Source organism: Sphingobacterium sp. UBA6645 (genome assembly GCF_002455685.1).
Lineage (GTDB): Bacteria > Bacteroidota > Bacteroidia > Sphingobacteriales > Sphingobacteriaceae > Sphingobacterium > Sphingobacterium hotanense.
This window is the reverse complement of sequence record NZ_DKLH01000059.1, coordinates 65,288-87,133: the sequence shown is the minus strand read 5'-3', so window position 1 is coordinate 87,133 and position 21,846 is coordinate 65,288. Positions and strand designations below refer to the sequence as shown.

The following is a 21,846-nucleotide window of genomic DNA, read 5'->3' as shown; positions in this document are numbered from 1 at the left end:
AATTAAATGAAAAAGCTGCCTTTTCAGGCAGCTTTTTCATTTAATTAGGCTTCAGTAGTTAGTTTTACTAAATACTAAATACTCACTACTCCCCATTCAAACCCCAATCAAACCCGCTCAGAAGCGGGTTTGATTGGGGTTTGAATGGGGTTTATATTGGGTAATAAAGGGATGTGACTAATCTTAGGTATCAGGTTCAATCTATTTCTCTTATATTTACCGATTATTGAATCAACCTTATGAAAAGAATCGTTGCGACTTGTTGTACTTTGCTGGTCACGTTATCTGTTTTTGCGCAAAACTTTAGTGAGCTCAGTGGGCTTTTTCAGAATTCTACTGTGTTAAACAAGCATTATGTAGGTTTCAGTTTGTATGATTTGTCGAGCAAGCAATTTGTTTACGGGCAGAATGAGGATAAGCATTTTACGCCAGCGTCCAATACTAAAGTCTTTACGCTTTATACGGCATTGAAGCTGATAGGCGATTCTATTCCCGGCTTAGCCTATGTGGAGCGCGGCGACTCCCTGATATTCTGGGGGACTGGCGATCCGACCTTTTTGCACGCGAAGTTTAAAGATGCTAAGGTTTTCAACTTTTTAAAAGATTCTAAGAAGCAACTATATTATGCGGCGACAAAGTCGCAGGAACCGTTCTACAGAAATGGTTGGTCGGTAGAGGATTATGAGTATTATTATCAACCGGAGGTTTCGGTATTTCCGATGTATGGAAATGTGATCGTATTTAAAGAGCAAGCTGGCAAATTAGAATTAACCCCACGCTATTTTGACCGCTATATCAGTTATAAACAGGATACGACTTCCAGGTTTCTGATCCATAGAGATTATGGCTCTAATGTAATGGACTATAATTCCGTACCGTTGCCTAAGGGATATATCAATGAAAAGCCATTTCATGTTACGGATTCGTTGCTGATCAATTTGCTGCAAGACACGTTAAAGCGGCCTGTTGCTTTACTGCATGAACCCTTAGCTTTGGATGCCAAGATGATCTATTCGGTAAAAACGAGAGATGTGATTCGTGAAATGATGCTTCCGAGCGATAACTTTTTGGCAGAGCAGTTGAATATGGTAGCCTCTTTTGTAAAAAATAGAGCATTCCACACTAAGAGCCTGAGACAGCATATGCAGGAGGAATTCTATCGTTTCTTTCCCGACACGATCGAGTTGAGAGACGGCAGTGGTCTGTCTTCGTATAACAAGATCACGCCTAGGAGCATGGTGACTTTATTGAACTGGATTCATGCTGACATTCCGAACGAAGCAGATAAGTTTTATCTATTTCCTGCAGGCGGACTGGAAGGTACGCTAAAGAATGTTTATCCAACGCCGGGTGGCAAGCCCTACGTATGGGCAAAAACCGGTACAATCAATTCGGTTCACTGTCAAAGTGGCTATATCGTGACGAAAAAGGGGAGTCGGTTTGCTTTCTCTTTCCTAAACAATAACTTTCTAGGAAGTGCCAGCCCTGTTCGAAAAGAAATGGTGAAAATAGTTAATTATATCTACGAAAACTATTAGTCGTAATTCAATACATTTGGGTATATTCGCTTAGCATTTTATGAAAATTATCAAGAAAAACGATAAGCGATTAATTCGTTCATGGTCCATGTATGATTGGGCTAATTCGGCTTACAATTTGGTTATTACTTCAACCATTTTTCCTGTCTATTATACTACGATTACAAGCAATAAAGAAACTGGCAACGATGTCGTTTCTTTTTTTGGTTTTGAACTTGTCAACACGGCATTGTCGAATTTTGCCCTGTCGATTGCTTATCTTTTGATGGCGATTTCGTTGCCCTTTATCTCGGCCTATTCCGATGCTGCAGGACAACGAAAGTTCTTCATGAAATTGTTTACCTATTTGGGCGCAATCGCCTGTATGGGTTTGTTTTTCTTCAAAATTGAAACCCTGGAACTTGGTATTATATTCTTTGCGCTCGCGGCAATGGGGTATATTGGCGGGGTAGCCTTCAATAACTCTTACTTACCGGTCATCGCGACGCCCGATCAACAAGATAGGGTGAGTGCTCAGGGATTTGCGTATGGCTATGTCGGCTGTGTTACACTGCAATTGATCTGTTTCATCTTTGTGTTCAAGCCAGATTGGTTCGGTATCACCGACCCATCCTTACCTGCGAGGATATCCTTCTTTTTAGTTGGTCTGTGGTGGATTTCATTCGCACAGATACCTTTCCGCTTCCTTCCTAGAAACAGACCGACGATAGAGAACGAAAAGCTATCATTCTTTGTTAAGGCGAGGAAGGAGTTTACATCGGTTTTAAATAAGATCCGTCAAATTCCTGCCATCAAGCGCTTCTTGCCGGCATATTTCTTTTATGCTATGGGCGTGCAGACGATCATGATCGTTGCTGCAGCATTCGGCGAAAAGGTGTTGAATTTGGGTGCGACGAAGCTGATTGCTTCCATCTTATTGATTCAATTGGTTGCGATCGGCGGAGCCTTCATTATGTCGGGTTTGGCGAAGCGATTTGGAAATATTAAGGTGTTGATCTTTGTTGTTACGATTTGGATTTTCATCTGTATTGCTGCATACTTCCTAAGCAACGAATACCAGTTCTACGGAATGGCGTTCTTAGTAGGCTTGTTAATGGGAGGGATACAGTCACTGTCTAGGTCGACCTATTCCAAGCTTATTCCTACTGATGTTGAGGATACTACCGCGTTTTTTAGTTTTTACGATGTTTCCGAAAAACTCGCGATTGTAATCGGACTGTTCACCTTCGGGATCATTGAGCAGGTCACGCATAATATTCGTTATTCAGCACTTTGCATGTCTGTATTTTTTATTATTGGGCTGTTGTTGTTGTTTCGTGTTTTAAAATTTAATAAATTACAGATTATTCAACGCTATTAATGCATAAAGTCGAGCTATTTATACCTTGTTTTATTGATCAACTTTATCCGGAAACAGCCTTCAATACCATCAAATTATTGGAGAAGGCTGGCTGTGATGTGATATATAATACAGAACAAACCTGTTGTGGTCAACCTGCTTATAATGCAGGATTTTGGGATGATGCGAAGTCAATTGGCCAAAAGTTTCTTAATGATTTTACGGAGGAGCATCCTATTGTTTCGCCATCCGCTTCATGTACGGGGATGGTGCGCGAGGGCTATGATGATCTATTTACGAATACAACAGACCATAATCGTTGTCGTGGTATTCAGCGCAATATCTTCGAGATATCAGACTTTCTGGTCAACGTCATGAAGAAAGAGTATTTCGGTGCAGAACTAGTCGGTAGGGCGGTTTACCATGATTCCTGCTCAGCTCTGCGCGAATGTAAAATTAAGGATGAACCGCGTGTATTACTTAGCCACGTTGGCGGACTTGAGATCGTCGAGATGCGCGATCAGGAGACCTGCTGTGGATTTGGCGGCACTTTTGCGGTGAAGTTCGAAGGGATCTCATCGGCTATGGCGGAACAGAAAGTGAAAAATGCGCTGGCTGTAAACGCCGAATACATTATATCGACCGATGCATCCTGCTTGTTGCAATTACAAGCCTATATTGATAAACACAAGTTAGCGATCAAGACGATACATCTTGTAGATGTATTGACGTCTGGATGGGCCAACATTTAAAACACTAATATTTAAACTATGAACTCAAGAAGAGAATTTTTAAGAAATCTAGGGTTAGTTGCAGCTGGAGTAACCATTGCACCTTCTTTAGATGTTTTTGCAGCGAAGAAAAGCTGGTTTGATATTTCTTTGGCTGAATGGTCATTGCATAAGAAGTTGTTCAAAGGGGATTTGAAAAATATTGACTTCCCAGAGTATACAGCGAAGAATTTTGGTATTTACGGAGTTGAATATGTAAATCAATTCTTTAAGGATAAAGCTCAGGATATGACTTACTTAAAGGATTTGAACAATAGAGCGAAAGATAATGGTGTTAAGAATGTTTTGATCATGATCGACGGTGAGGGTTCATTAGGAGATCGCGATGAAAACAAACGTTTAAAGGCGGTTGAAAATCATCATAAATGGATTGATGCGGCAAATTTCTTAGGATGTCGTGCAATCCGCGTAAATGCTGCAGGTGAGGGAACGAAGGAAGAGGTAAAAGACCAAGTAGTAAAAAGTCTTTCTGCTTTAGCTGATTACGGTAAGAAAGGAAAGATAAATGTAATCGTTGAGAACCATGGCGGGATTTCATCTCATGGCGACTGGTTAGCGGATGTATTGAAAACGGTGAACAAAAAGAACTGCGGTAGTCTTCCGGATTTTGGTAACTTCTATGAGTACGACCGTTATCAAGGAGTAACTGATTTGATGCCATATGCAAAAGGGGTGAGCGCGAAGTCGCATGCTTTTGATGCAAATGGCAATGAAACAGGTATCGATTATGCTAAAATGATGGATATTGTGAAGGAAGCTGGATACAAAGGCTATGTTGGAATTGAGTTTGAAGGCGATAAAATCAGCGAAGATGAGGGTATCAAATTAACGAAAGCCTTGTTGGAGCGTTTTAAATAGACGTTGTGAAAAAGTATTTGCATCAAATACTGATAATAATTTTAATAAGCTGTACAACAGTTGTTCAAGGACAATCGAAAGAAGCGAAGCTTCAGGTATGGCAAGACAGTTTAGCAAGTCTGGGGCGCGCCATGTTCTCCAGACTTTCTGAACCTGAGCGGATGCAGAAGAACTTCAGTTTTGTGAAGACCCTAGTTTCTGCATTGAAGGAAAACAACTCTTATCAATTTGCTTTTCCGAAGCTCAAGATGATTTCTATTCTGAACTCTCCGGATCAGAATTTCCGCATTTTTTCCTGGAATATACCCTTAGATGATGGCTCGTATCTTTACTATGGCGCTATTCAATTTGCGACAAGTAACGGTCAGCTGGAGTTGATCCCTTTGTTAGATAAAACCTTTGAGATTAAAGAGCCGTTGAAGGCTATCGTCAAAGCAGATAACTGGTATGGGGCGCAGTATTATGATATCCGCAAGTTGGGGGCGAACTCTTATGTTCTGCTTGGATGGAAGGGACATCATGCAGATTACACGCAGAAAGTAATCGATGTCGTGGAATTGCAGGGACCAAAACAGGTTGTCTTTGGTAAAAATGTTTTTACAGACGATCGTTCCTTATCGCGAAAAGTATTTAATTATACCCGCCAAGCGAGTATGTATTTGGTCTTTAATCCGAAGGCAAGCCGCTTCGAATTTGATCATTTAGTGCCCGCTGACCCTAAATTAGAAGGCAATTTTAAATATTATGGCCCCGATTTATCCTATGATGCCTATTATTTGGACAAAGGAGCCCTTCGTTTCGAGTCTGATGTCGAAGTTTCAAACCCCGCACGAGGGGATGAAGATAGTTTCTTAGCGCCTAATCGGAGAGATGTTAAAAAGGAAAGCGGTTTTTAAAAGCTATGGAGATTGTGAATAAAAATTTGTTTATTTGCTTTTTCAATAAAATTTTGTTCTGTAGATAATCACACATTAAACTAAATTAAAGGATAATATATGAATCAAGAGAGAGACGCAGAATTAGTCCAGCACCTTTCCAAGCAAGGAGTTGACGACAAGATGGTTATGGGCCATCCAGCCAGTCTTTTTGTACTCTTCTTTACTGAGATGTGGGAGCGTTTCAGTTATTATGGGATGCGTGCATTGTTAACTGTATTTTTAATTACAGAAATCGCAAAAGGCGGTTGGGGTTGGACTAATGCTGAAGCCATGAATTTATATGCATGGTATACAGGACTAGTATATTTAACACCATTGATCGGCGGTATGATTGCCGATAAATTAACTGGTTATAGAAAGGCTATTATCTTAGGTGCATTGATCATGACTTTAGGGCATGCTTCGATGGCATTGGAGACTTTCAATAACTCATACTTCTACATCGGATTGGTATTGATGATTTTAGGAAATGGTTTGTTCAAACCGAATATTTCCTCGATGGTTGGTCAATTGTATCCTGATAAAAGTTCTAAGAAAGATGCGGGTTATACTATTTTCTACATGGGTATCAACTCGGGTGCTTTCCTAGGTATGTTATTGTGTGGTTATATCGGCGAAAAAGTAGGTTGGCATTATGGTTTTGGTCTTGCTGGGGTATTCATGTTCTTCGGTATGATTCAGTTCTATTTTGCGCAAAAGATATTCGGTATTATCGGTGAAAAACCGGGTACAGAGCATAAACCAGAGGAAAATTTGGTAAGTGTTCAAGAAGAGGATCATACTCCTGCTAACGTGGTGAGAGATCGTCTAATCGTTGTTGCTGTATTGATGATTGCAAGTATCTTCTTTTTCTTCGCTTTTGAGCAAGCAGGTGGATCGATGACTATCTTTGCGAAAGATTATACGCAACGTGTTCTTTCGGGTAATTCTGGCGAGATCTTTAAGTGGGTTGATGCTGCTCTAACGATTTTCCCGATCATGATCGTGACTTATGTACTCTTTAAATTATCGCAAAAGATTGTTGATAAATACCCGCTAACGGTACTATTTACGGCGATTTCATTTGCTATTATTTGGGGATTAGGTATATGGAAGGTTTACAAAGAATTTAGCTTAGATCAGACTGAAGTAACTGTTTCTTGGTTCCAGATCCTGAACTCATTCTTTATTATTACCCTAGCTTCCTCTTTCAGTAAGCTGTGGGAAAAAGTATGGAATCCTTCGGGGCCGGTGAAGTTCGCATTCGGATTACTTCTTGTAGGCGTTGGTTTCTTAGCTTTAGCTTATGGCTCGATGTCTATCCCTCAGGGTGCAAAAACAGCCTCTGTTAGTATGATTTGGTTAATCCTAGCTTATTTCTTCCATACAACGGGAGAGCTTTGTCTGTCGCCAGTTGGTCTTTCTTATGTGAGTAAACTGTCGCCAAAGAAGTTTGCAGGACTATTATTTGGTCTTTGGTTTACTGCTTCGGCTATTGCAAACTTTATCGCAGGTAAGACTGGTTCGTACATTGACTATATCGTTCAAACGTACTCCATGACGACTTTCTTCCTGATTATTGCCGCATTACCAGCGGGAGCAGCATTATTATTACTGATGTTCAATGGTAAATTGAAAAAGATGATGCACGGTATCAACTAAGGATATCACAATAATATTAAAGCCGGTTTGTTCTACAGACCGGCTTTTTTTGTGAAAGTGTCTTTTTTAGAGGCCATCAAGAACTTTTATTTCTATCGCTGTTTCAGTGGAAATATGGAATTTTTGCATTGAATTATCCAATTAATCAAATAATAGTTCGCTTAAATTATTACTTTTACACGTTTGAATAAAATTGATGTTTGGGAGCATCCTTTTTATATCTTGCGATTGTTGCCTCCTGTTATGAGTTTCACTCGGAGGGAGCGGAGGCGGATGCTTTGGCCATTGTTGTCTGAACAGTCGTTTATTAATCTAAATAGTAATTTTTGATGAATCAAGAGTCAGAAGCTTCGTTTTCGGAAGAACTAGAGAAGCAGGGGATTGATGGGAGCCTCGTATTAGGGCATCCGTCGGGTCTTTTTGTGTTGTTTTTTACGGAAATGTGGGAGCGTTTTTCCTTCTACGGGATGCGCGTATTATTAATCAACTTTCTTACCAGCGCGATTATTTCAGGGAGTCCTTTCTCTGGTTGGGGCTGGGATCCGGTGCAGGCAGGAGCATTATATGGTACATATGCGATGCTTTTGTATATCACGCCTATTTTCGGGGGTATTGTTGCCGATAAGTATTTGGGTTATCGCTATGCTGTTGTCGTCGGTGCTGCTATTATGACCTTAGGTCACCTTTTTATGGCATTTGACACTCCTCTATTTCTTTATTTGGGTCTAGGTGCTTTGGTATTGGGTACAGGCTTCTTCAAGCCTAATATGACCTCTATACTGTCTGAAATGTACAAGAAATTCCCGCAAAAGAAGGATGGAGCATACACTATTTTCTATATGGGTGTAAACTCTGGTGCTTTCTTCGGGATGATGCTATGTGGTTATTTGGGAGAGAAAGTAGGTTGGCATTGGGGATTTGGTCTTGCGGGTATCTTCATGTTCTTAGGAACACTGCAGTTTTGGTTCGCAAAGCCCATTTTTGGTAAGGTTGGCGATCCGCCAAGTAAAGAACTAGCTGCTGAGAAGGCTGCTGCAGTCAATACAGACTTGCCGGAGGATAAGCCTAATCCTTTCACCAAATTGGATTCTATTCTGATCTTCGTGATGACCGTTTTGGGATTGGGGTTTGCGTTCAATGATCCGCTTTCGAAGATTGCTGGTGTTGACTTGCTCGAGAATTTCCAAATCGGATCTATGGCAGGGCAGAATGTGGCAATCCTGATTGCATTAGTATTGTTCTTGTTCGTCGTAATTTCTAGGTTGGCTAGATATACAAAGGTTGTTCGAGATCGCTTGATAGCCGTTATTATATTCGCGTTTTTCGTAGTATTCTTCTGGATGTCGTTTGAACAGGGCGCCTCTTCCTTGGTAATTTTTGCACGTGAGAATGTGGATAGAAGCTTATCAGGGAGTTCACTGACGATCTTTAATATCATCAATACCTTGCTTACCGTTGTTCCTTTGGCTTTAGTAACCTATGTCGTGGTCCTATTGACAAAGAGAACTTATGGCAAGGCACCATTATCCAACGTTGTGCAGTTCGTTTGTTTTGCTGGCGTTTGGGCTGTTGCGCTGTGGATGTTATACAATGAGTTTACGGCAGAATCTTCGGAGATTACGGTTTCCTGGTTCTCCATTATGAACTCTTTCTTCATTATCACCTTTGCGAACTTTGTTTCCAAAATCTGGGATTCTAAATATAATCCGCCAGCGACCTTTAAATATGGACTTGGTCTAATCATTATGGCAATCGGATTCGGATTGTTAGCATTCGGTGCTTATGGCATTCAGGATGGTATCAAGGTTTCGATGGTATGGCTGATATTGGCTTACATGTTCCATACGCTTGGCGAGCTTTGTTTATCCCCGGTTGGACTATCTTATGTTTCCAAGTTGGTGCCTGCAAGGATGATCGGATTTATGTTCGGTATGTGGTATCTCGCGATTGCAATCGGTAATAAGTTGGCTGCCATCATAGGTGGACAGATTGAGGTTATTACCAAACAATATTCTTTAAGTACATTTTTCTTGATCTTTACGATCGTTCCAATAGTAGCTGGATTATTGGTGATGATGCTTCATCCGGTAATCAAGAAATTAATGCATGGTGTAAAATAAAATAAATTACAATAATTAACATTATGGCTACAGGAGCACACAACACGCTTGAAGAAATTCAAGACTTTAAAGGGAAGTATCCAAAGCAGATTTGGAAATTGTTCTTCTCGGAGATGTGGGAGCGGTTCTGTTTTTACGGAATGCGCGGTATGTTGGTTTTCTTTATGATCACCCAGCTTAATTTCGGTGAGAAAGAAGCTAATTTACAGTATGGAGCGACGCAGGCATTCGTATATGCCTTTACATTTATAGGAGGGCTCTTCGCAGACAAAATACTCGGGTTTCGGAAATCCCTGTTCTTTGGCGGATTATTGATGATCGTGGGGTCGGTGTTATTATCGATCGATACGCATCAGTTTTTCTTCTTCGGATTGGCCTTTATCATTATCGGAACGGGATTTTTCAAGCCTAACATCTCGACGATGGTAGGAGAGCTGTATAAAGATGGCGATAGCCGTCGCGATGCGGGTTTCTCTTTGTTCTATGCAGGGATCAATCTAGGAGCTTTCTTAGGCGGGTATATCTGCGTTGCAATCGGAAAAGGCTACATGCTGAGCTCGGTAATCGATGAGGCACATCGTTGGAATGTTGCTTTCGGTCTGGCGGCTGTAGGTATGTTGATCAGTCTGATCAACTTCCAGTTTACCAAGCATGAGTTAGGACCTATCGGGTTGCAACCGGGACATCCGGATGCCATCGTCAAGGCTAAGCCTTTACCGAAATGGGTGGAATATGCAGTATATATCGGAACACTTTTGTTAGTGCCATTGATTCAGGTCATGGTTTCTAAAACGCAGTACACCGATTACTTTATGTATACCATCGGTCCCCTGACATTGATTTACTTGTTTTACGAGATGTCGAAAGTGGAGAAGAAGGAGCGTCATAAGCTTATCGCTGCATTGATCTTTATCTTGTTTTCCATCGTATTCTGGGGTATTTATGAGCAGAGCGGCGGCTCCTTGAGCATCTTCGCTGCTAAGAACTTAAATGATTCGGTATTGGGAGGAGCATTCCGCTTAGACCCAAATGGAGTAAACAACTCCGGAGGAGCTTTCTTTATTATCATCTTAGCACCGGTATTCGGACTACTTTGGTTATGGATGGCAAAGCGCAGGATTGAACCCAATACGGTAATCAAATTTGGTTTAGGTTTCTTGTTCTTAGGTTTAGGATTCTATGTGCTGTATGCTACTCGCTTTTTTGCAGACGATGGAATGACATCTTTAGACATCTTTACGCTTGCCTTATTGGTTATCACGGTTGGAGAGCTATGTTTATCGCCAATTGGATTGTCGATCATGACGAAGTTATCGCCTGCGAAATTGCAAGGTATCATGATGGGGATGTGGTTCCTCGCAAGTGCTTATGGTCAATATGTTGCTGGTTTAATTGGCGCAAATATGGCAGAAGCAAGAGAAGGCGATTCGCTGATGGATAAGTTAATTACCTATACGGAGGGCTATAAACAACTCGGATTATATTCGCTGATCGCAGGAGTAATCTTGATTGCACTTTCACCGATGATCAAAAAGTTGATGCATGGGGTTAATTAGTCCCTAAGATCTTATATATAAGCCGGTTTGTAGTAACAAATCGGCTTTTTTGTGTTTTATGCCATGCTGCAAAGGGTTAATAGTTCGGCTAAATTGTTACCTTTACATTTCAAAAAGTATACAGTGTCAGACAGTATTATTATTATTCCTACCTACAACGAGAAGGAGAATATAGAAAGAATTATCAGAAAAGTGTTTTCATTGGAGATCCCATTTCACATCTTGGTGGTGGATGACGGCTCTCCCGATGGTACTGCTCAAATTCTAAAAAGCTTACAACAAGAGTTTCCCGGCGAATTGCACTTAGAAGAAAGAAGAGGGAAGTTAGGATTAGGAACAGCATACATCCATGGCTTCAAGTGGTCGCTGCAGCGAAATTATGAGTTCATCTTCGAAATGGATGCAGACTTTAGCCACAATCCTGACGATTTAATGAGGCTGCGTGCTGCCTGCTTGAACGACGGTGCAGATATGGCGATTGGATCTAGATATATCAAGGGCGTCAATGTTGTCAACTGGCCTATGAAACGTGTTTTGATGTCTTATTTTGCTTCAGGCTACGTACGTATGATTACCCGCATTGACATTCGAGATGCAACGGCAGGCTTTGTGTGCTTTAGAAGAAAAGTATTGGAGACGATCGACTTAGATAAGATTAAGTTCGTAGGCTATGCTTTTCAGATTGAAATGAAGTTTACTGCAATCAAATATGGCTTCAACGTTGTTGAAATCCCTATTATTTTTACCGATCGAACCCTAGGCACTTCTAAGATGAGTACAAAGATTTTTAAAGAAGCATTCTTTGGCGTAATCCAAATGAAAATTGCTAGTTTTTTCAAAAATTACAATAAATAGCGAATTTTTCTGTTTTATTGAGTAGAGTTATCCTATATATGAACGAAAACCTTGACCCAAATCCCGAAAGATTGACCCCAACAGACAAAGACTTGGAGCGCGTATTGCGGCCCCAGACTTTTGATGATTTCACGGGGCAAGCTAAGATTTTGGAGAACCTTTCGATATTTGTTAGAGCGGCAAAGCTTCGTGGTGAAGCTTTAGACCATGTATTGTTACATGGTCCTCCAGGACTTGGTAAGACAACTTTATCCCACATCATTGCTAATGAGATGGGGGTAGGGATTAAGATTACTTCGGGTCCTGTATTGGATAAACCCGGCGATCTTGCTGGTTTATTAACAAATCTTGATGAAGGCGATATCTTATTCATTGACGAGATACACCGTTTAAGCCCCCTAGTTGAAGAATATCTGTATTCGGCGATGGAAGATTTCAAGATTGACATCATGTTGGAAACAGGGCCAAATGCGCGTTCTGTTCAAATCTCCTTAAATCCATTTACCTTAGTTGGTGCAACGACGCGTTCAGGGTTGCTTACAGCACCGTTACGTGCTCGCTTTGGTATCAACTCTAGGCTTCAATATTATGATGCAAAGTTGCTGACCGATATTATTATGCGTTCAGCGATGATTCTAAATGTGCCGATTTCCGAAGAAGGGGCATTCGAGATAGCGCGCAGAAGTCGTGGTACTCCACGTATAGCAAATGCATTGTTGCGAAGAACGCGTGACTTTGCACAAATCAAGGGCAACGGCTCTATCGATATGGCTATAGCGCAGTTCGCTCTGAACGCCTTAAACGTAGATGAGAACGGTCTTGATGAGATGGATAATAAAATTTTGAGCACAATTATTGATAAGTTCAAAGGTGGCCCGGTGGGGGTGAAGACTATTGCTACGGCAGTAGGTGAAGATGAAGGCACCATTGAAGAAGTATATGAGCCCTTTTTAATTCAAGAGGGGTACCTAATGCGAACCTCTAGAGGTAGAGAGTGTACAGAGCTTGCATTTAAACATTTAGGAAAAACAAATCATTACAAAGGAAATACATTGTTTTAAGTTATGCAGTTGAAAAGAATACTAAGCCTAGGACTCATCTCGATTCCGTTTTTATTAAATGCCCAAACATTAAAATGTCCTCCCGTAGATCGCTACGGAAATGCTAATCAAAAGTTTGATCTAACGGTTGGCGCTGGACCTACATTTCTTTATGGGGATATCAACCATGAAACTAATGTTGGTTATGCTGGCGCGTTAAAGCTTGATTATAAACTATACAAAGGTCTTTACATCGGGCTCGAAGGACAGTTGGGACGTCTTACCGCAAGAGGCAATGACAATGTGTTAGATCCAGATTGGGATCCTCGCTTTGTGGAAAATCAATTCTATGTCACTGGATTGTTGAATGCGACAGTCTATCCTTACCGCTTTTTTGTTAATGAGCGTGACCTGTTCAGAGCTACCGGTATTGAGAAGTATGTCTTGAACGGTTTCTACGTAGGAATCGGAGCAGGTGCAATCTTCAACAATTACGCTAAAATACAACGCGGGACTACGTTTAGGTATAGAGCTTCTGATGGTACTGAGATTGTGCAGGAGATTCCTGAAGGCATTGTCAATGGGCCATACGAATTAGTCGAACGTTATGATGAAGCAGGTAATTTAGTTGCGACTAAGCAATTTAAAAGTAAATCAAAGGATATCTTATTCCCGGTTCTTAATGCGGGTTTAGCTGTTCCGTTGAACAAATATAGCAGCTATTATCGATCAGGATACTATAGCCTCGTCGTGAACACACAATTCACATTCTCGCAAGGAGAAGATATTGACGGATACGATCCATTGACTGCAGACGGAGCATCTGCTAGTAAATATAACGACATGTATAACTTTACCTCTTTAGGAATTCGTTATACGTTTTAATATTCGGTTACCTCGGCTTTTCAGAGCCGGGGTAGCTTCTTTTTCTAAAGCCATTTCTATGCGCAAGCGTAGTTCATTGGCAATCCAATCATGTTTCTTATTAAGGTCTGCAAGGATGTCCATCACATTGACTTGGACGGCGACCGGACAATCGCTATGGTCCAGAATATTGAAAGACTTTTCTAATATGGTTTCTTCCTGTTCCTCATCGATAAGCATCTTATCATTATGTTTGGATAGTATCCACATCAAAAGCTTGCTGTAGCTTCTTAAAACACTCCAATTACTGGTATTACAATATATGCGGATGATATCGGAAGCATAATCCGAGAAGAACGCTGTTTCCTTCAAAAAGAAATGCTCCACATACCAGGCGGCTCGAAACGCCAGTCGATAATCTGCTGTCTGTTCGCTCCATTCGATCAATTGTGAAACAGAGAACGTTGCGATGGTCTGCTCAGTAATGCCAGCAGCACTATTGTTCAATAGTGCTGCTAACATTTCTTCTTTGTTTATTTTCATATTATCTTCTCACTGGGCGATCTCTGTTAATCTCGGTCATATCGACTTCATTAATCTTTGATTCGCCTAATAGGTGTTCGCTGAAATAATCGGCCATGCGCCAGAAGAAGTATTCTGTCATCTCTCCAAAAGCATGACGTTGTCCTGGAAGTAACACAAAATCAAAACGTTTGTTTGCTTTGATTAAAGCGTCTACCATACGGATAGAATTCGCTGGGTGTACATTGTTGTCAATATCACCAGTAACGATCAATAACTTACCTTTTAAGTTTTTCGCTAGATCCGAATTACGCTCAATCTGATAATTGAATGTGGTATCGCCTTTTGCAGAAACATTCTCTTTTACCCCATGGTGTCTTTCGCTCCACCAACGGTTGTAGATGTTGTTCTCGTGATTACCCGCACCCGATACGGCAACCTTAAAGAAATCCGGATAAACCAACATCGCTGCTGTCGACATAAATCCACCTCCAGAGTGGCCCGTAATACCCACGCGGTCGATGTCGATAAAGCTGTATTTATTCGCGAGTTGCTCTGCGACTACCTTTTTGTCTTCCAAACCATAATCTCTTAAGTTTCCATAACCATATGTGTGATACCATTTCGAACGTGAAGGATGTCCGCCACGGTTACCAACAGACACGACGATAAAGCCCATCTGTGCTAAACGATCGATACGGTCCATGCTTCTTCCAAAGCTTTTGTTCACAGCCTCGGTTTGCGGGCCTGGATAAACGTATTCTATAATAGGGTAGGTCTTGGTCGAGTCAAAGTCAAAAGGCTTGTACATCACACCGTAGAGGTCCGTAACGCCGTCTCCCGCTTTTACTTTGAATGGCTCAGGGAATTTGTAACCCGCAGCAAACAACTGCGACAAATCCGACTCCTCCAATTTCATGATCAGCTGTCCATTCGAATTATATAAATTACTAACAGGAGCAGTATTCACACGTGAGAAGTTGTCTACAAAGTAGTTTGCACTCTCACTGGCAGCAACCTGATGGTCAAAATCGCCAGGCGTTAGCAGGCTAATTCTTCCACCATTCTTATTCACCGAGTAAAAGTACGTATAATATGGGTCGGAGTCTTTTTCTTTGCCATTTGCTTTAAATAGCAAGTTTCCAGTACCCTCTTGATAAGCGGTAAGCTCATCACAGTGGAAATCACCCTTAGTAATCTGATGGATCAATTTGCCTTGAATATCGTAAAGATAGAAATGGCCCCATCCGTCGCGCTGCGACCAATGGATAAATTGTTTGCCATTATTTACAATATAAGGCTTCTTGATGTCCAGATAAACGTTAGAACGCTCTTCCACTAATGTTCTAACTTTACCATTAACGTCGACAGCAACAATATCAATGCGCTTTAAATCTCTACTCGAACGCGCGATATAGAACTCATTATCATTACCATGCCAGTAGTTGATGAAATACTTTCCTTTAAAGCTTTCCTTGCTGCGATCCTTATTCCAAAGGCTAATCGTTTGGTTTTTGAATGCTTGCACATCCACGCGCTTAGGCTTAAGATCAGCAGCATCGAAGATAAATAAATCAGTCTCGGTAGAGTCTAATTCGCCTGGCATCAGATACTTGTAAGTCTCTAAAGTAGGACGTTTTCCACCTACATTATTGATTACCCATAAGGCACTTAAGTTTCTGTTATCCTTACGTGTTATGGCGAAATGCTTTCCGTTAGGCGACCAATTTAACCAAACTGCATTACGCTTCTTTTTCTCTTCATCTTCAGACTTCTTATCGCCCGTTGTTACACTATATGGCTCGCCGCCCCAACTGTAATATTGCACACCATCGGTCGTAATCTGATGTTCTACAATAGTCGAGTCTTTCTCATCTTTGATAGCCTTTTGGTAATTCGCATAATCCATCCAGTATAGGTTGTAATTCTTGCTATAGAATACCTTCGTCGTATCTGGATTGAAGCTTCCCCATGATAGACGGTCCTTTTTCTCCGTCGTATCGCTGATTTCTTTCAGATTATTATTGGAAAGGTTGTATTCGAAAAAGAATACTTTCTTCTTAATCGTATCGCTTTTGTTGGTCAGCTTTTTAATCTCTTCTTTCGATTTTACAGTGTCTTTAGAACTCTGCACTTCGAAACGAACGATATTGTCGCTGTTATCTTTAAATCGTAGGTTCTGAATGCTTAGATGTTGTGCATCGAATGGATTTCTAACTATAGAGGTGATTCTAGCTGCCATTTCTGAGCGGTCGAACATCTCTTTTTTTGAGCGAGCCTTCGGGTCGACGATATACCAGTTCTTTCCCTGCGGGCTGCTGTACTCATACCAGAATTTGTCGGAGAAGTTAATCCAGTTTGGGGATACTTCTGTCGAGAAGATCATTGTTCTCAAGCGTGCCGGAGAAAACTTGGCTGCTTGTTGGTAATTTGGTTTCGCAAGGGTACTCTTTTCCTGGGCGAAAAGTATACCTGTGCAAATAAATAATAGGCTTAAATAAACTTTTTTCATTTAATAATTATAGAAATTGAAGAAAGAGCGAAAATATCTCTTTTTCCAGTCAAAAATGCATCCTGACTGTATCATTTTCGATAGGCTGATTAGGAATAGAACTTTTCGTTGAAATTCACCAGAAACAACTCTTGTGTTGCGCGGGTAATGGCTGTGTAAAGCCAGCGAAGGAACTCGGTATTCAGCATTTCGTCGATCATATAGCCTTGGTCGACGAATACCAAAGGCCATTGTCCACCTTGAGCTTTATGACAGGTAATAGCATAAGCAAACTTGATCTGCAATGCATTATAATAGGGGTCTTTCTTTATCGCCTCTAGTCGATCTTTCTTATAGCCAATATCTGCATAATCGGCAGCAATGCGCTCGTATAGCTCTTTCTGTTGCTCGTAGGGGAGGTTGGGCGAGTCGACATACAGACTGTCTAACAATACTCTGCAGCGGATTGCATCCCCTTCGTTGTTATCCATGAACTCCAGGTAAAGGTCGGCAAAACGGAAACCATGCATATCATGTACATTGCTGACCTTCTTAATCACAGCCATATCGCCATTAGCGATAAAACCGGTGTTCTTTTCATCGTTATCCTGAAGCCAGTAATAATTGTTCCGAACGACCATGATCAAGTCTCCGCCCGTAATCTCCTCCTCGCGAAATAGAATCTGATTTCTGATATGACGATTGTACAAGTTCGCCGATTTGTTAGAGCGGCAGATAACCATGCAGTTTTCCAAACCAAACTTGTCATACGCATAATGTAGCCCCTCAATCAGCCGATCTCCATTCATCCGGAAGATATCGCGGTAGCTATTCGTCACAAATTGTGGGTAGCTGTATTCTGGCGCTTCCTCTTCCAAACGTATCTCATTTCTAATCTTCGTCGCATTAAAAAGAATCCCCGAATTCTTATCCTGGCGAACAACATCGGTGAGCTCATAATGCATCACCTGCAAGCCGAACACATCCGAAAGGTATGCCGGAATTAAAGCAGGGCTTTCTTCCAGGCTGACAGGAGGGAGCTGGGCAATATCACCCACAAACATGATGGAGCAGTTTTCTCCTGACTGCACATACTGCAATAAGTCAGATAATAGGCCGTTGGAAAACATTGACATACCTTCGTTTGATATCATCGATGCTTCATCTACAATAAACAGGGTGTTCTCGTGAATATTGTCGCCTAGTTCAAAATCCATCTGTATGCTTGCTGCCGATTTCTTGCGGTAGATCTTCTTATGAATTGTTAAAGCCTTCCTGCCCGAATAGGCAGACATTACTTTAGCTGCTCGCCCCGTAGGAGCTAACAGCACGGATCGTTTCTGCAGTCTCGGCAAGGCATTAACCAATGCGCCAATAATTGAGGTCTTTCCCGTACCGGCATATCCCTTCAATACGAAGCAGCTATCCTCGGCAAAGGTATGTAAGAATTCCTCCAATAGCTGGAACACTTCCACTTGCTGTTGAGTAGGTTGATGCGAGAACTGTTGACGTAGGATATTTTGAATGTGCACATTCCAAAGTTATCTAAAAGGTTGGTCAATCCAATTTTAAAAACTATTTTTGTGTTCCTAGCAAAGGCGAAATAATGAATTATACTGCAGCAGATTTTCATCTACACTTTATTGCAAAATACACCCTAATAGTCAAAGCAAACTTCGTGTATGATATCCTATATGTGATTGACCAAGAGGGGCAATTGCTTGTTTATATGAAGTATGATAGCAACAAGCCTTCCGAGGAAGCGCTTAAGCTGTTAAGCTTGCCTTTTCAGCAGGTGTATGTTAGTTTGCCACAAAGCAACCTAACATTCATTCCGGCAGATCTTTATCAAGAAGACGATCAGGAGCTTTATCAGGACTTTATGGAAAATCCGAATCAGGCAATTGAAATTGCAGATCTTGATTACTTGCAAATCAAGGCCGTATTCCAGTACGATGTTCTTTTAGCGCAACGTTGGAAATCTTTATTTCCTGAAGCACATCTAATCCCTGAGTTCAAGCTGAACCTTATGCAGGTTAGGCCGCATGTTCCTTTGAAAGGAGAGGTATTGGGCGTTGTGTTCAACGATACGAGTACCGACTTATTCTTATTCATAAACGGACAATTCCAATTCTTCAATAACTTTGAAGTGATTACAGAAGATGATTTAAGCTATTTCATCTTAAATCTGTATCAGACCTTCGGAATTAAAGATAAAGTAACCAAAGCGATTGTAAGCGCAGTAGATTTGGAACCTTCTTTCCAACATAAGTTGCAGCAATTAGCAGATGAGGTGTTGATTATTAAGTCGAATACCAAGTTGAAAACTGATGATGAACTGCCTTCAGAGGTTACATCCAGTTATTTAATAGATTTACCTTTATGCGTATAATAGGAGGGAAAGCTGCGGGTCTAAGGATTAATCCGCCAACAAGCTTACCTGTAAGACCTACAACAGATATTGCCAAAGAGGCATTATTCAATATTCTTAATAACCGTATTGACTTTGATGAGATAGATTGCTTGGACCTATTTGCAGGAACAGGGAACATCTCCTTTGAGCTAGCTTCCAGAGGCGCTATATCGGTTGATTCCATCGATCAGCATGCGAAATGTATTCTCTACATCGCTGAGACGGCTAAAAAGTTAAACCTCAAACAGATTAAAACACGTCGAGCCGATGTGTTCAAATACATCAAATCGGCAAAGAAATCTTACGACTTTATATTTGCAGATCCACCTTATGATATCGGGCAGCTTCCTCAGCTCGCACAGATGATCTTAGAGAATGATTTGTTAAAACCAGGAGGACTGTTGGTTGTTGAGCATCCAAGTGCTAGAAAATTAGTAGAAAGTCCGTATTTTGTAGAAACAAGAGTCTACGGAAACTCATCTTTTAGCTTTTATACCAAGTAATATGAAAATCGCAGTCTTTCCGGGATCCTTTGATCCCTATACTTTAGCACATCATGATTTAGTAGAACGCGCCCTGCCGATGTTCGATAAAATCTATGTTGCCATCGGAGTAAACAGTTCGAAAGTTGGCCTAATGGACGTCGAGGCAAAGAAAGAATCTATAAAAGAACTGTATGCTTCCAATCCAAAGATCGAAGTAACGACGTATAAGGGGCTAACGGTTGATTATTGTAAGGAAGTGAGTGCGCAGGTAATTCTACGCGGTCTTCGCAATACGACAGATCTTGATTATGAAAACATCATTGCGCAAAACAACTTATTGCTCAATCCAAATGTTGAAAGCTATTTTCTAGTGAGTCGGAGCGGATTAGCACATATATCTTCCACTATAGTAAGAGATATATGGCGAAATAATGGCGATATAAAGCCTTTAGTACCCGCTCAGATCCTAAAACATATTGAAAAGTTAGACCGTAAATAGTCTAACTTTTTTACCTTTAATCTTCGTGTTATTTCCCGCCTTCGCGATAGCCGAAGCTTTATCGCTCGCCACAGCTACGTAAGACTCGTATTCTTTCAAGTTGATAATACCTACGTCTTCTTTCTCCATTTTTGCGAGGGAGTGTAAGAACCCAACAATATCGACCTTATTAATCTTGTCTTTCTTGCCTGCAGAAATACGTAGTGTTTTAAATGCCGGGGGTTCAGGAAGCGGATAAAATTCGTCTAATTCTAGTACCTGTGCATACTCAAAATACTCTGGGAAGCGGTCTTCAGGCGTAAAGATGCCATACACCGATCCAGAACTCTGATTTCTACCCGTACGCCCATTTCGGTGGATAAACTCTTCCTCCTTATACGGGAATTGATAGTGGATAACATGCTTCATTTCCGGGATATCTAAGCCCCTAGACCCTAAGTCTGTCGTGACAAGGATATGCTCACTGCCATTCTTGATCTTAATAATAGCCAGCTCGCGATCATATTGATCCAATCCGCCATGGTAATTGATAGATTCCACTCCCTTACCGATCAATAAGCGTTGAATATGGTCAACTGCTTCACGGTGGTTACAGAAAATCAAAACTTTCTCGGTCCCGATCTTACAAATCAATTTGAAGAGGTATTCCAACTTCATCTTGCTGCTCGCCTGAACTTGAAAATAGCTCAGATTAGGCGTCAGGACGCTATCGGCTAAAAAGTTCAGTGACACTGGATTGTTCAGCTTTAAGAAATGAGGATATTCCTTGATCGCTGTAGCGGAAGTCAATATCTGATTTTTGATATTCGGGCAAGCCTTTAAAATAAAATCCAACTGATCGTGAAAACCAAGCTCCAATGATTTATCAAACTCATCTAAAACTAAGATCTTGACATCTTTCAGCAAATCCGGATTGCGGTCAACATGATAGATAATACGACCCGGTGTCCCAACAATCAGGTTAGGGACTATTTCCAGCTTCTTGCGCTCCGCACGTGTATCACTACCGCCATAAACGCAAACCAATGTAATATCCTTTGTTAAAGCTTTAATAACTTGCTCAATCTGTAATGCCAGCTCGCGTGTAGGAACGATGACCAAGGCCGAGGTGCCCTTCTGTTTTGCTTTTTCCATCAACTTCAGCATTAATAATGCAAAAGCTAAGGTTTTCCCACTTCCCGTAGGCGACAAAAGCATGAAGTCTCTACTGTAGTCAAAAGCCGCCAGAGATTCCTCCTGCATGGCATTTAACTTCTCGATGCCTAAGTTTTTTAAATATTGTTCTAATGCTAGCATGTCGCAAAAGTATCAAATTTTGTTATAGTATTTAGTAGTTAGTACTTAGTATTTAGACCTATGGCTGGAAATAGATGTTAGAATATCTTTTTTGTCAGGAAAGGAGGGAAAGGTTGCTTGAATTAGGGAAGGAAGGATGTACTAAATACTGACTACTATTTCTGAACCAGGAAAGGAAGGATTTAAGGATTGGCAGGATCATGTAGAAAGGATAAAAGACGGGCAGGAAAAGAAGTGAACAGCATATGTTAAGACAATGTAAATCACTTAGCCAACAGGATGCCTGATCCTGACCATCCTTGCATCCTTCCTTTCCTGGTTCAAAGACATCATAGCAAAAACAGCATGCACGCCATATGTCTAAAAACTAACTACTATTACTAAAACCCAATGTAAACCCAATACAAACCCATTTGATAACCGTATCAAAACCGCTCCGGAAGGGCTATGAAATGGGAGTGGATGGGATAAGCATGATGAATGACCTATAGTTGGTATCTGCGTGGCTTGATTAAAAAAAAAGATAAGAAAATATTTCAATATTAAAAGTTTGGCACATAGATTGTACCTTACTTAGTATTCATAATTTAGGTTAATAAT

General features: G+C 41.0%; 18 protein-coding genes. 14 read left to right on the top strand and 4 right to left on the bottom strand.

Going from position 1 to position 21,846, the window contains the following annotated elements; all coding sequences use genetic code 11:
• Positions 1-239: 239 nt before the first annotated feature.
• The 11 genes from B2400_RS11715 (at position 240) to B2400_RS11665 (ending at position 13,561) form a co-directional block, all read left to right on the top strand.
• Complete coding sequence (locus B2400_RS11715; protein WP_286650613.1) at positions 240-1,538, top strand: D-alanyl-D-alanine carboxypeptidase; 1,299 nt, start codon at positions 240-242, stop codon at positions 1,536-1,538.
• Between the two features lie 40 nt (positions 1,539-1,578).
• Complete coding sequence (locus B2400_RS11710) at positions 1,579-2,898, top strand: MFS transporter (RefSeq protein WP_149526324.1); 1,320 nt, start codon at positions 1,579-1,581, stop codon at positions 2,896-2,898.
• A complete protein-coding gene (locus B2400_RS11705) occupies positions 2,898-3,629 on the top strand; it encodes a (Fe-S)-binding protein (RefSeq protein WP_149526323.1) in 732 nt (243 codons plus the stop codon). The genes B2400_RS11710 and B2400_RS11705 overlap by 1 nt, the downstream gene beginning before the upstream one ends.
• 18 nt (positions 3,630-3,647) lie before the next feature.
• Complete coding sequence (locus B2400_RS11700; RefSeq protein WP_149526322.1) at positions 3,648-4,526, top strand: sugar phosphate isomerase/epimerase family protein; 879 nt, start codon at positions 3,648-3,650, stop codon at positions 4,524-4,526.
• A gap of 5 nt (positions 4,527-4,531) precedes the next feature.
• Complete coding sequence (locus B2400_RS11695) at positions 4,532-5,422, top strand: hypothetical protein (protein WP_149526321.1); 891 nt, start codon at positions 4,532-4,534, stop codon at positions 5,420-5,422.
• Between the two features lie 99 nt (positions 5,423-5,521).
• The gene (locus B2400_RS11690) at positions 5,522-7,105 is read left to right on the top strand and encodes a peptide MFS transporter (protein ID WP_149526320.1); all 1,584 of its coding nucleotides are present in this window, start codon (positions 5,522-5,524) and stop codon (positions 7,103-7,105) included.
• Positions 7,106-7,434: 329 nt separating this feature from the next.
• Positions 7,435-9,225 (top strand): peptide MFS transporter, encoded by a 1,791-nt coding sequence (locus B2400_RS11685; protein ID WP_293933542.1) that lies wholly within the window; start codon positions 7,435-7,437, stop codon positions 9,223-9,225.
• Between the two features lie 23 nt (positions 9,226-9,248).
• Positions 9,249-10,781, top strand: coding sequence for a peptide MFS transporter (locus B2400_RS11680; protein WP_293933540.1), 1,533 nt, complete (start codon positions 9,249-9,251; stop codon positions 10,779-10,781).
• Positions 10,782-10,904: 123 nt separating this feature from the next.
• The gene (locus B2400_RS11675) at positions 10,905-11,636 is read left to right on the top strand and encodes a polyprenol monophosphomannose synthase (RefSeq protein ID WP_149526317.1); all 732 of its coding nucleotides are present in this window, start codon (positions 10,905-10,907) and stop codon (positions 11,634-11,636) included.
• A 38-nt stretch (positions 11,637-11,674) separates the two neighbouring features.
• Positions 11,675-12,697 carry a Holliday junction branch migration DNA helicase RuvB gene (ruvB, locus tag B2400_RS11670; RefSeq protein ID WP_149526316.1) on the top strand — a complete coding sequence of 341 codons (1,023 nt, stop codon included), beginning with the start codon at positions 11,675-11,677 and terminating at the stop codon, positions 12,695-12,697.
• 3 nt (positions 12,698-12,700) lie between these two features.
• Positions 12,701-13,561, top strand: coding sequence for a hypothetical protein (locus tag B2400_RS11665; protein WP_149526315.1), 861 nt, complete (start codon positions 12,701-12,703; stop codon positions 13,559-13,561).
• On the opposite strand, the gene B2400_RS11660 is transcribed toward B2400_RS11665, so the two are convergent.
• The 3 genes from B2400_RS11660 to B2400_RS11650 all read right to left on the bottom strand — a co-directional run bounded on the left by B2400_RS11660 (position 13,538) and on the right by B2400_RS11650 (position 18,085).
• Entirely contained in the window at positions 13,538-14,083 is a 546-nt protein-coding gene (locus tag B2400_RS11660) for a hypothetical protein (RefSeq protein ID WP_149526314.1), read from the bottom strand. The two genes, B2400_RS11665 and B2400_RS11660, sit on opposite strands and share 24 nt — an antisense overlap.
• A 1-nt stretch (position 14,084) precedes the next feature.
• Positions 14,085-16,574 (bottom strand): S9 family peptidase, encoded by a 2,490-nt coding sequence (locus tag B2400_RS11655; RefSeq protein WP_293933535.1) that lies wholly within the window; start codon positions 16,572-16,574, stop codon positions 14,085-14,087.
• An 89-nt stretch (positions 16,575-16,663) separates the two neighbouring features.
• Positions 16,664-18,085 (bottom strand): ATP-dependent DNA helicase, encoded by a 1,422-nt coding sequence (locus B2400_RS11650; protein ID WP_149526312.1) that lies wholly within the window; start codon positions 18,083-18,085, stop codon positions 16,664-16,666.
• A 74-nt stretch (positions 18,086-18,159) separates the two neighbouring features.
• Between B2400_RS11650 and B2400_RS11645 the strand changes: the two genes are divergently transcribed.
• From B2400_RS11645 to coaD, 3 genes are read left to right on the top strand one after another with little or no spacing between them, the layout of a single operon-like run.
• Positions 18,160-18,945, top strand: a complete 786-nt coding sequence (locus B2400_RS11645; protein WP_286650617.1) for a DUF3822 family protein — start codon at positions 18,160-18,162, stop codon at positions 18,943-18,945.
• Positions 18,936-19,469, top strand: a complete 534-nt coding sequence (gene rsmD, locus B2400_RS11640) for a 16S rRNA (guanine(966)-N(2))-methyltransferase RsmD (RefSeq protein WP_149526310.1) — start codon at positions 18,936-18,938, stop codon at positions 19,467-19,469. The genes B2400_RS11645 and rsmD overlap by 10 nt, the downstream gene beginning before the upstream one ends.
• A 1-nt stretch (position 19,470) precedes the next feature.
• Positions 19,471-19,950, top strand: a complete 480-nt coding sequence (gene coaD, locus B2400_RS11635; protein ID WP_149526309.1) for a pantetheine-phosphate adenylyltransferase — start codon at positions 19,471-19,473, stop codon at positions 19,948-19,950.
• Here the strand turns inward: coaD and B2400_RS11630 are convergent.
• Complete coding sequence (locus B2400_RS11630) at positions 19,936-21,246, bottom strand: DEAD/DEAH box helicase (protein WP_149526308.1); 1,311 nt, start codon at positions 21,244-21,246, stop codon at positions 19,936-19,938. The genes coaD and B2400_RS11630 overlap by 15 nt on opposite strands.
• Positions 21,247-21,846: the final 600 nt, after the last annotated feature.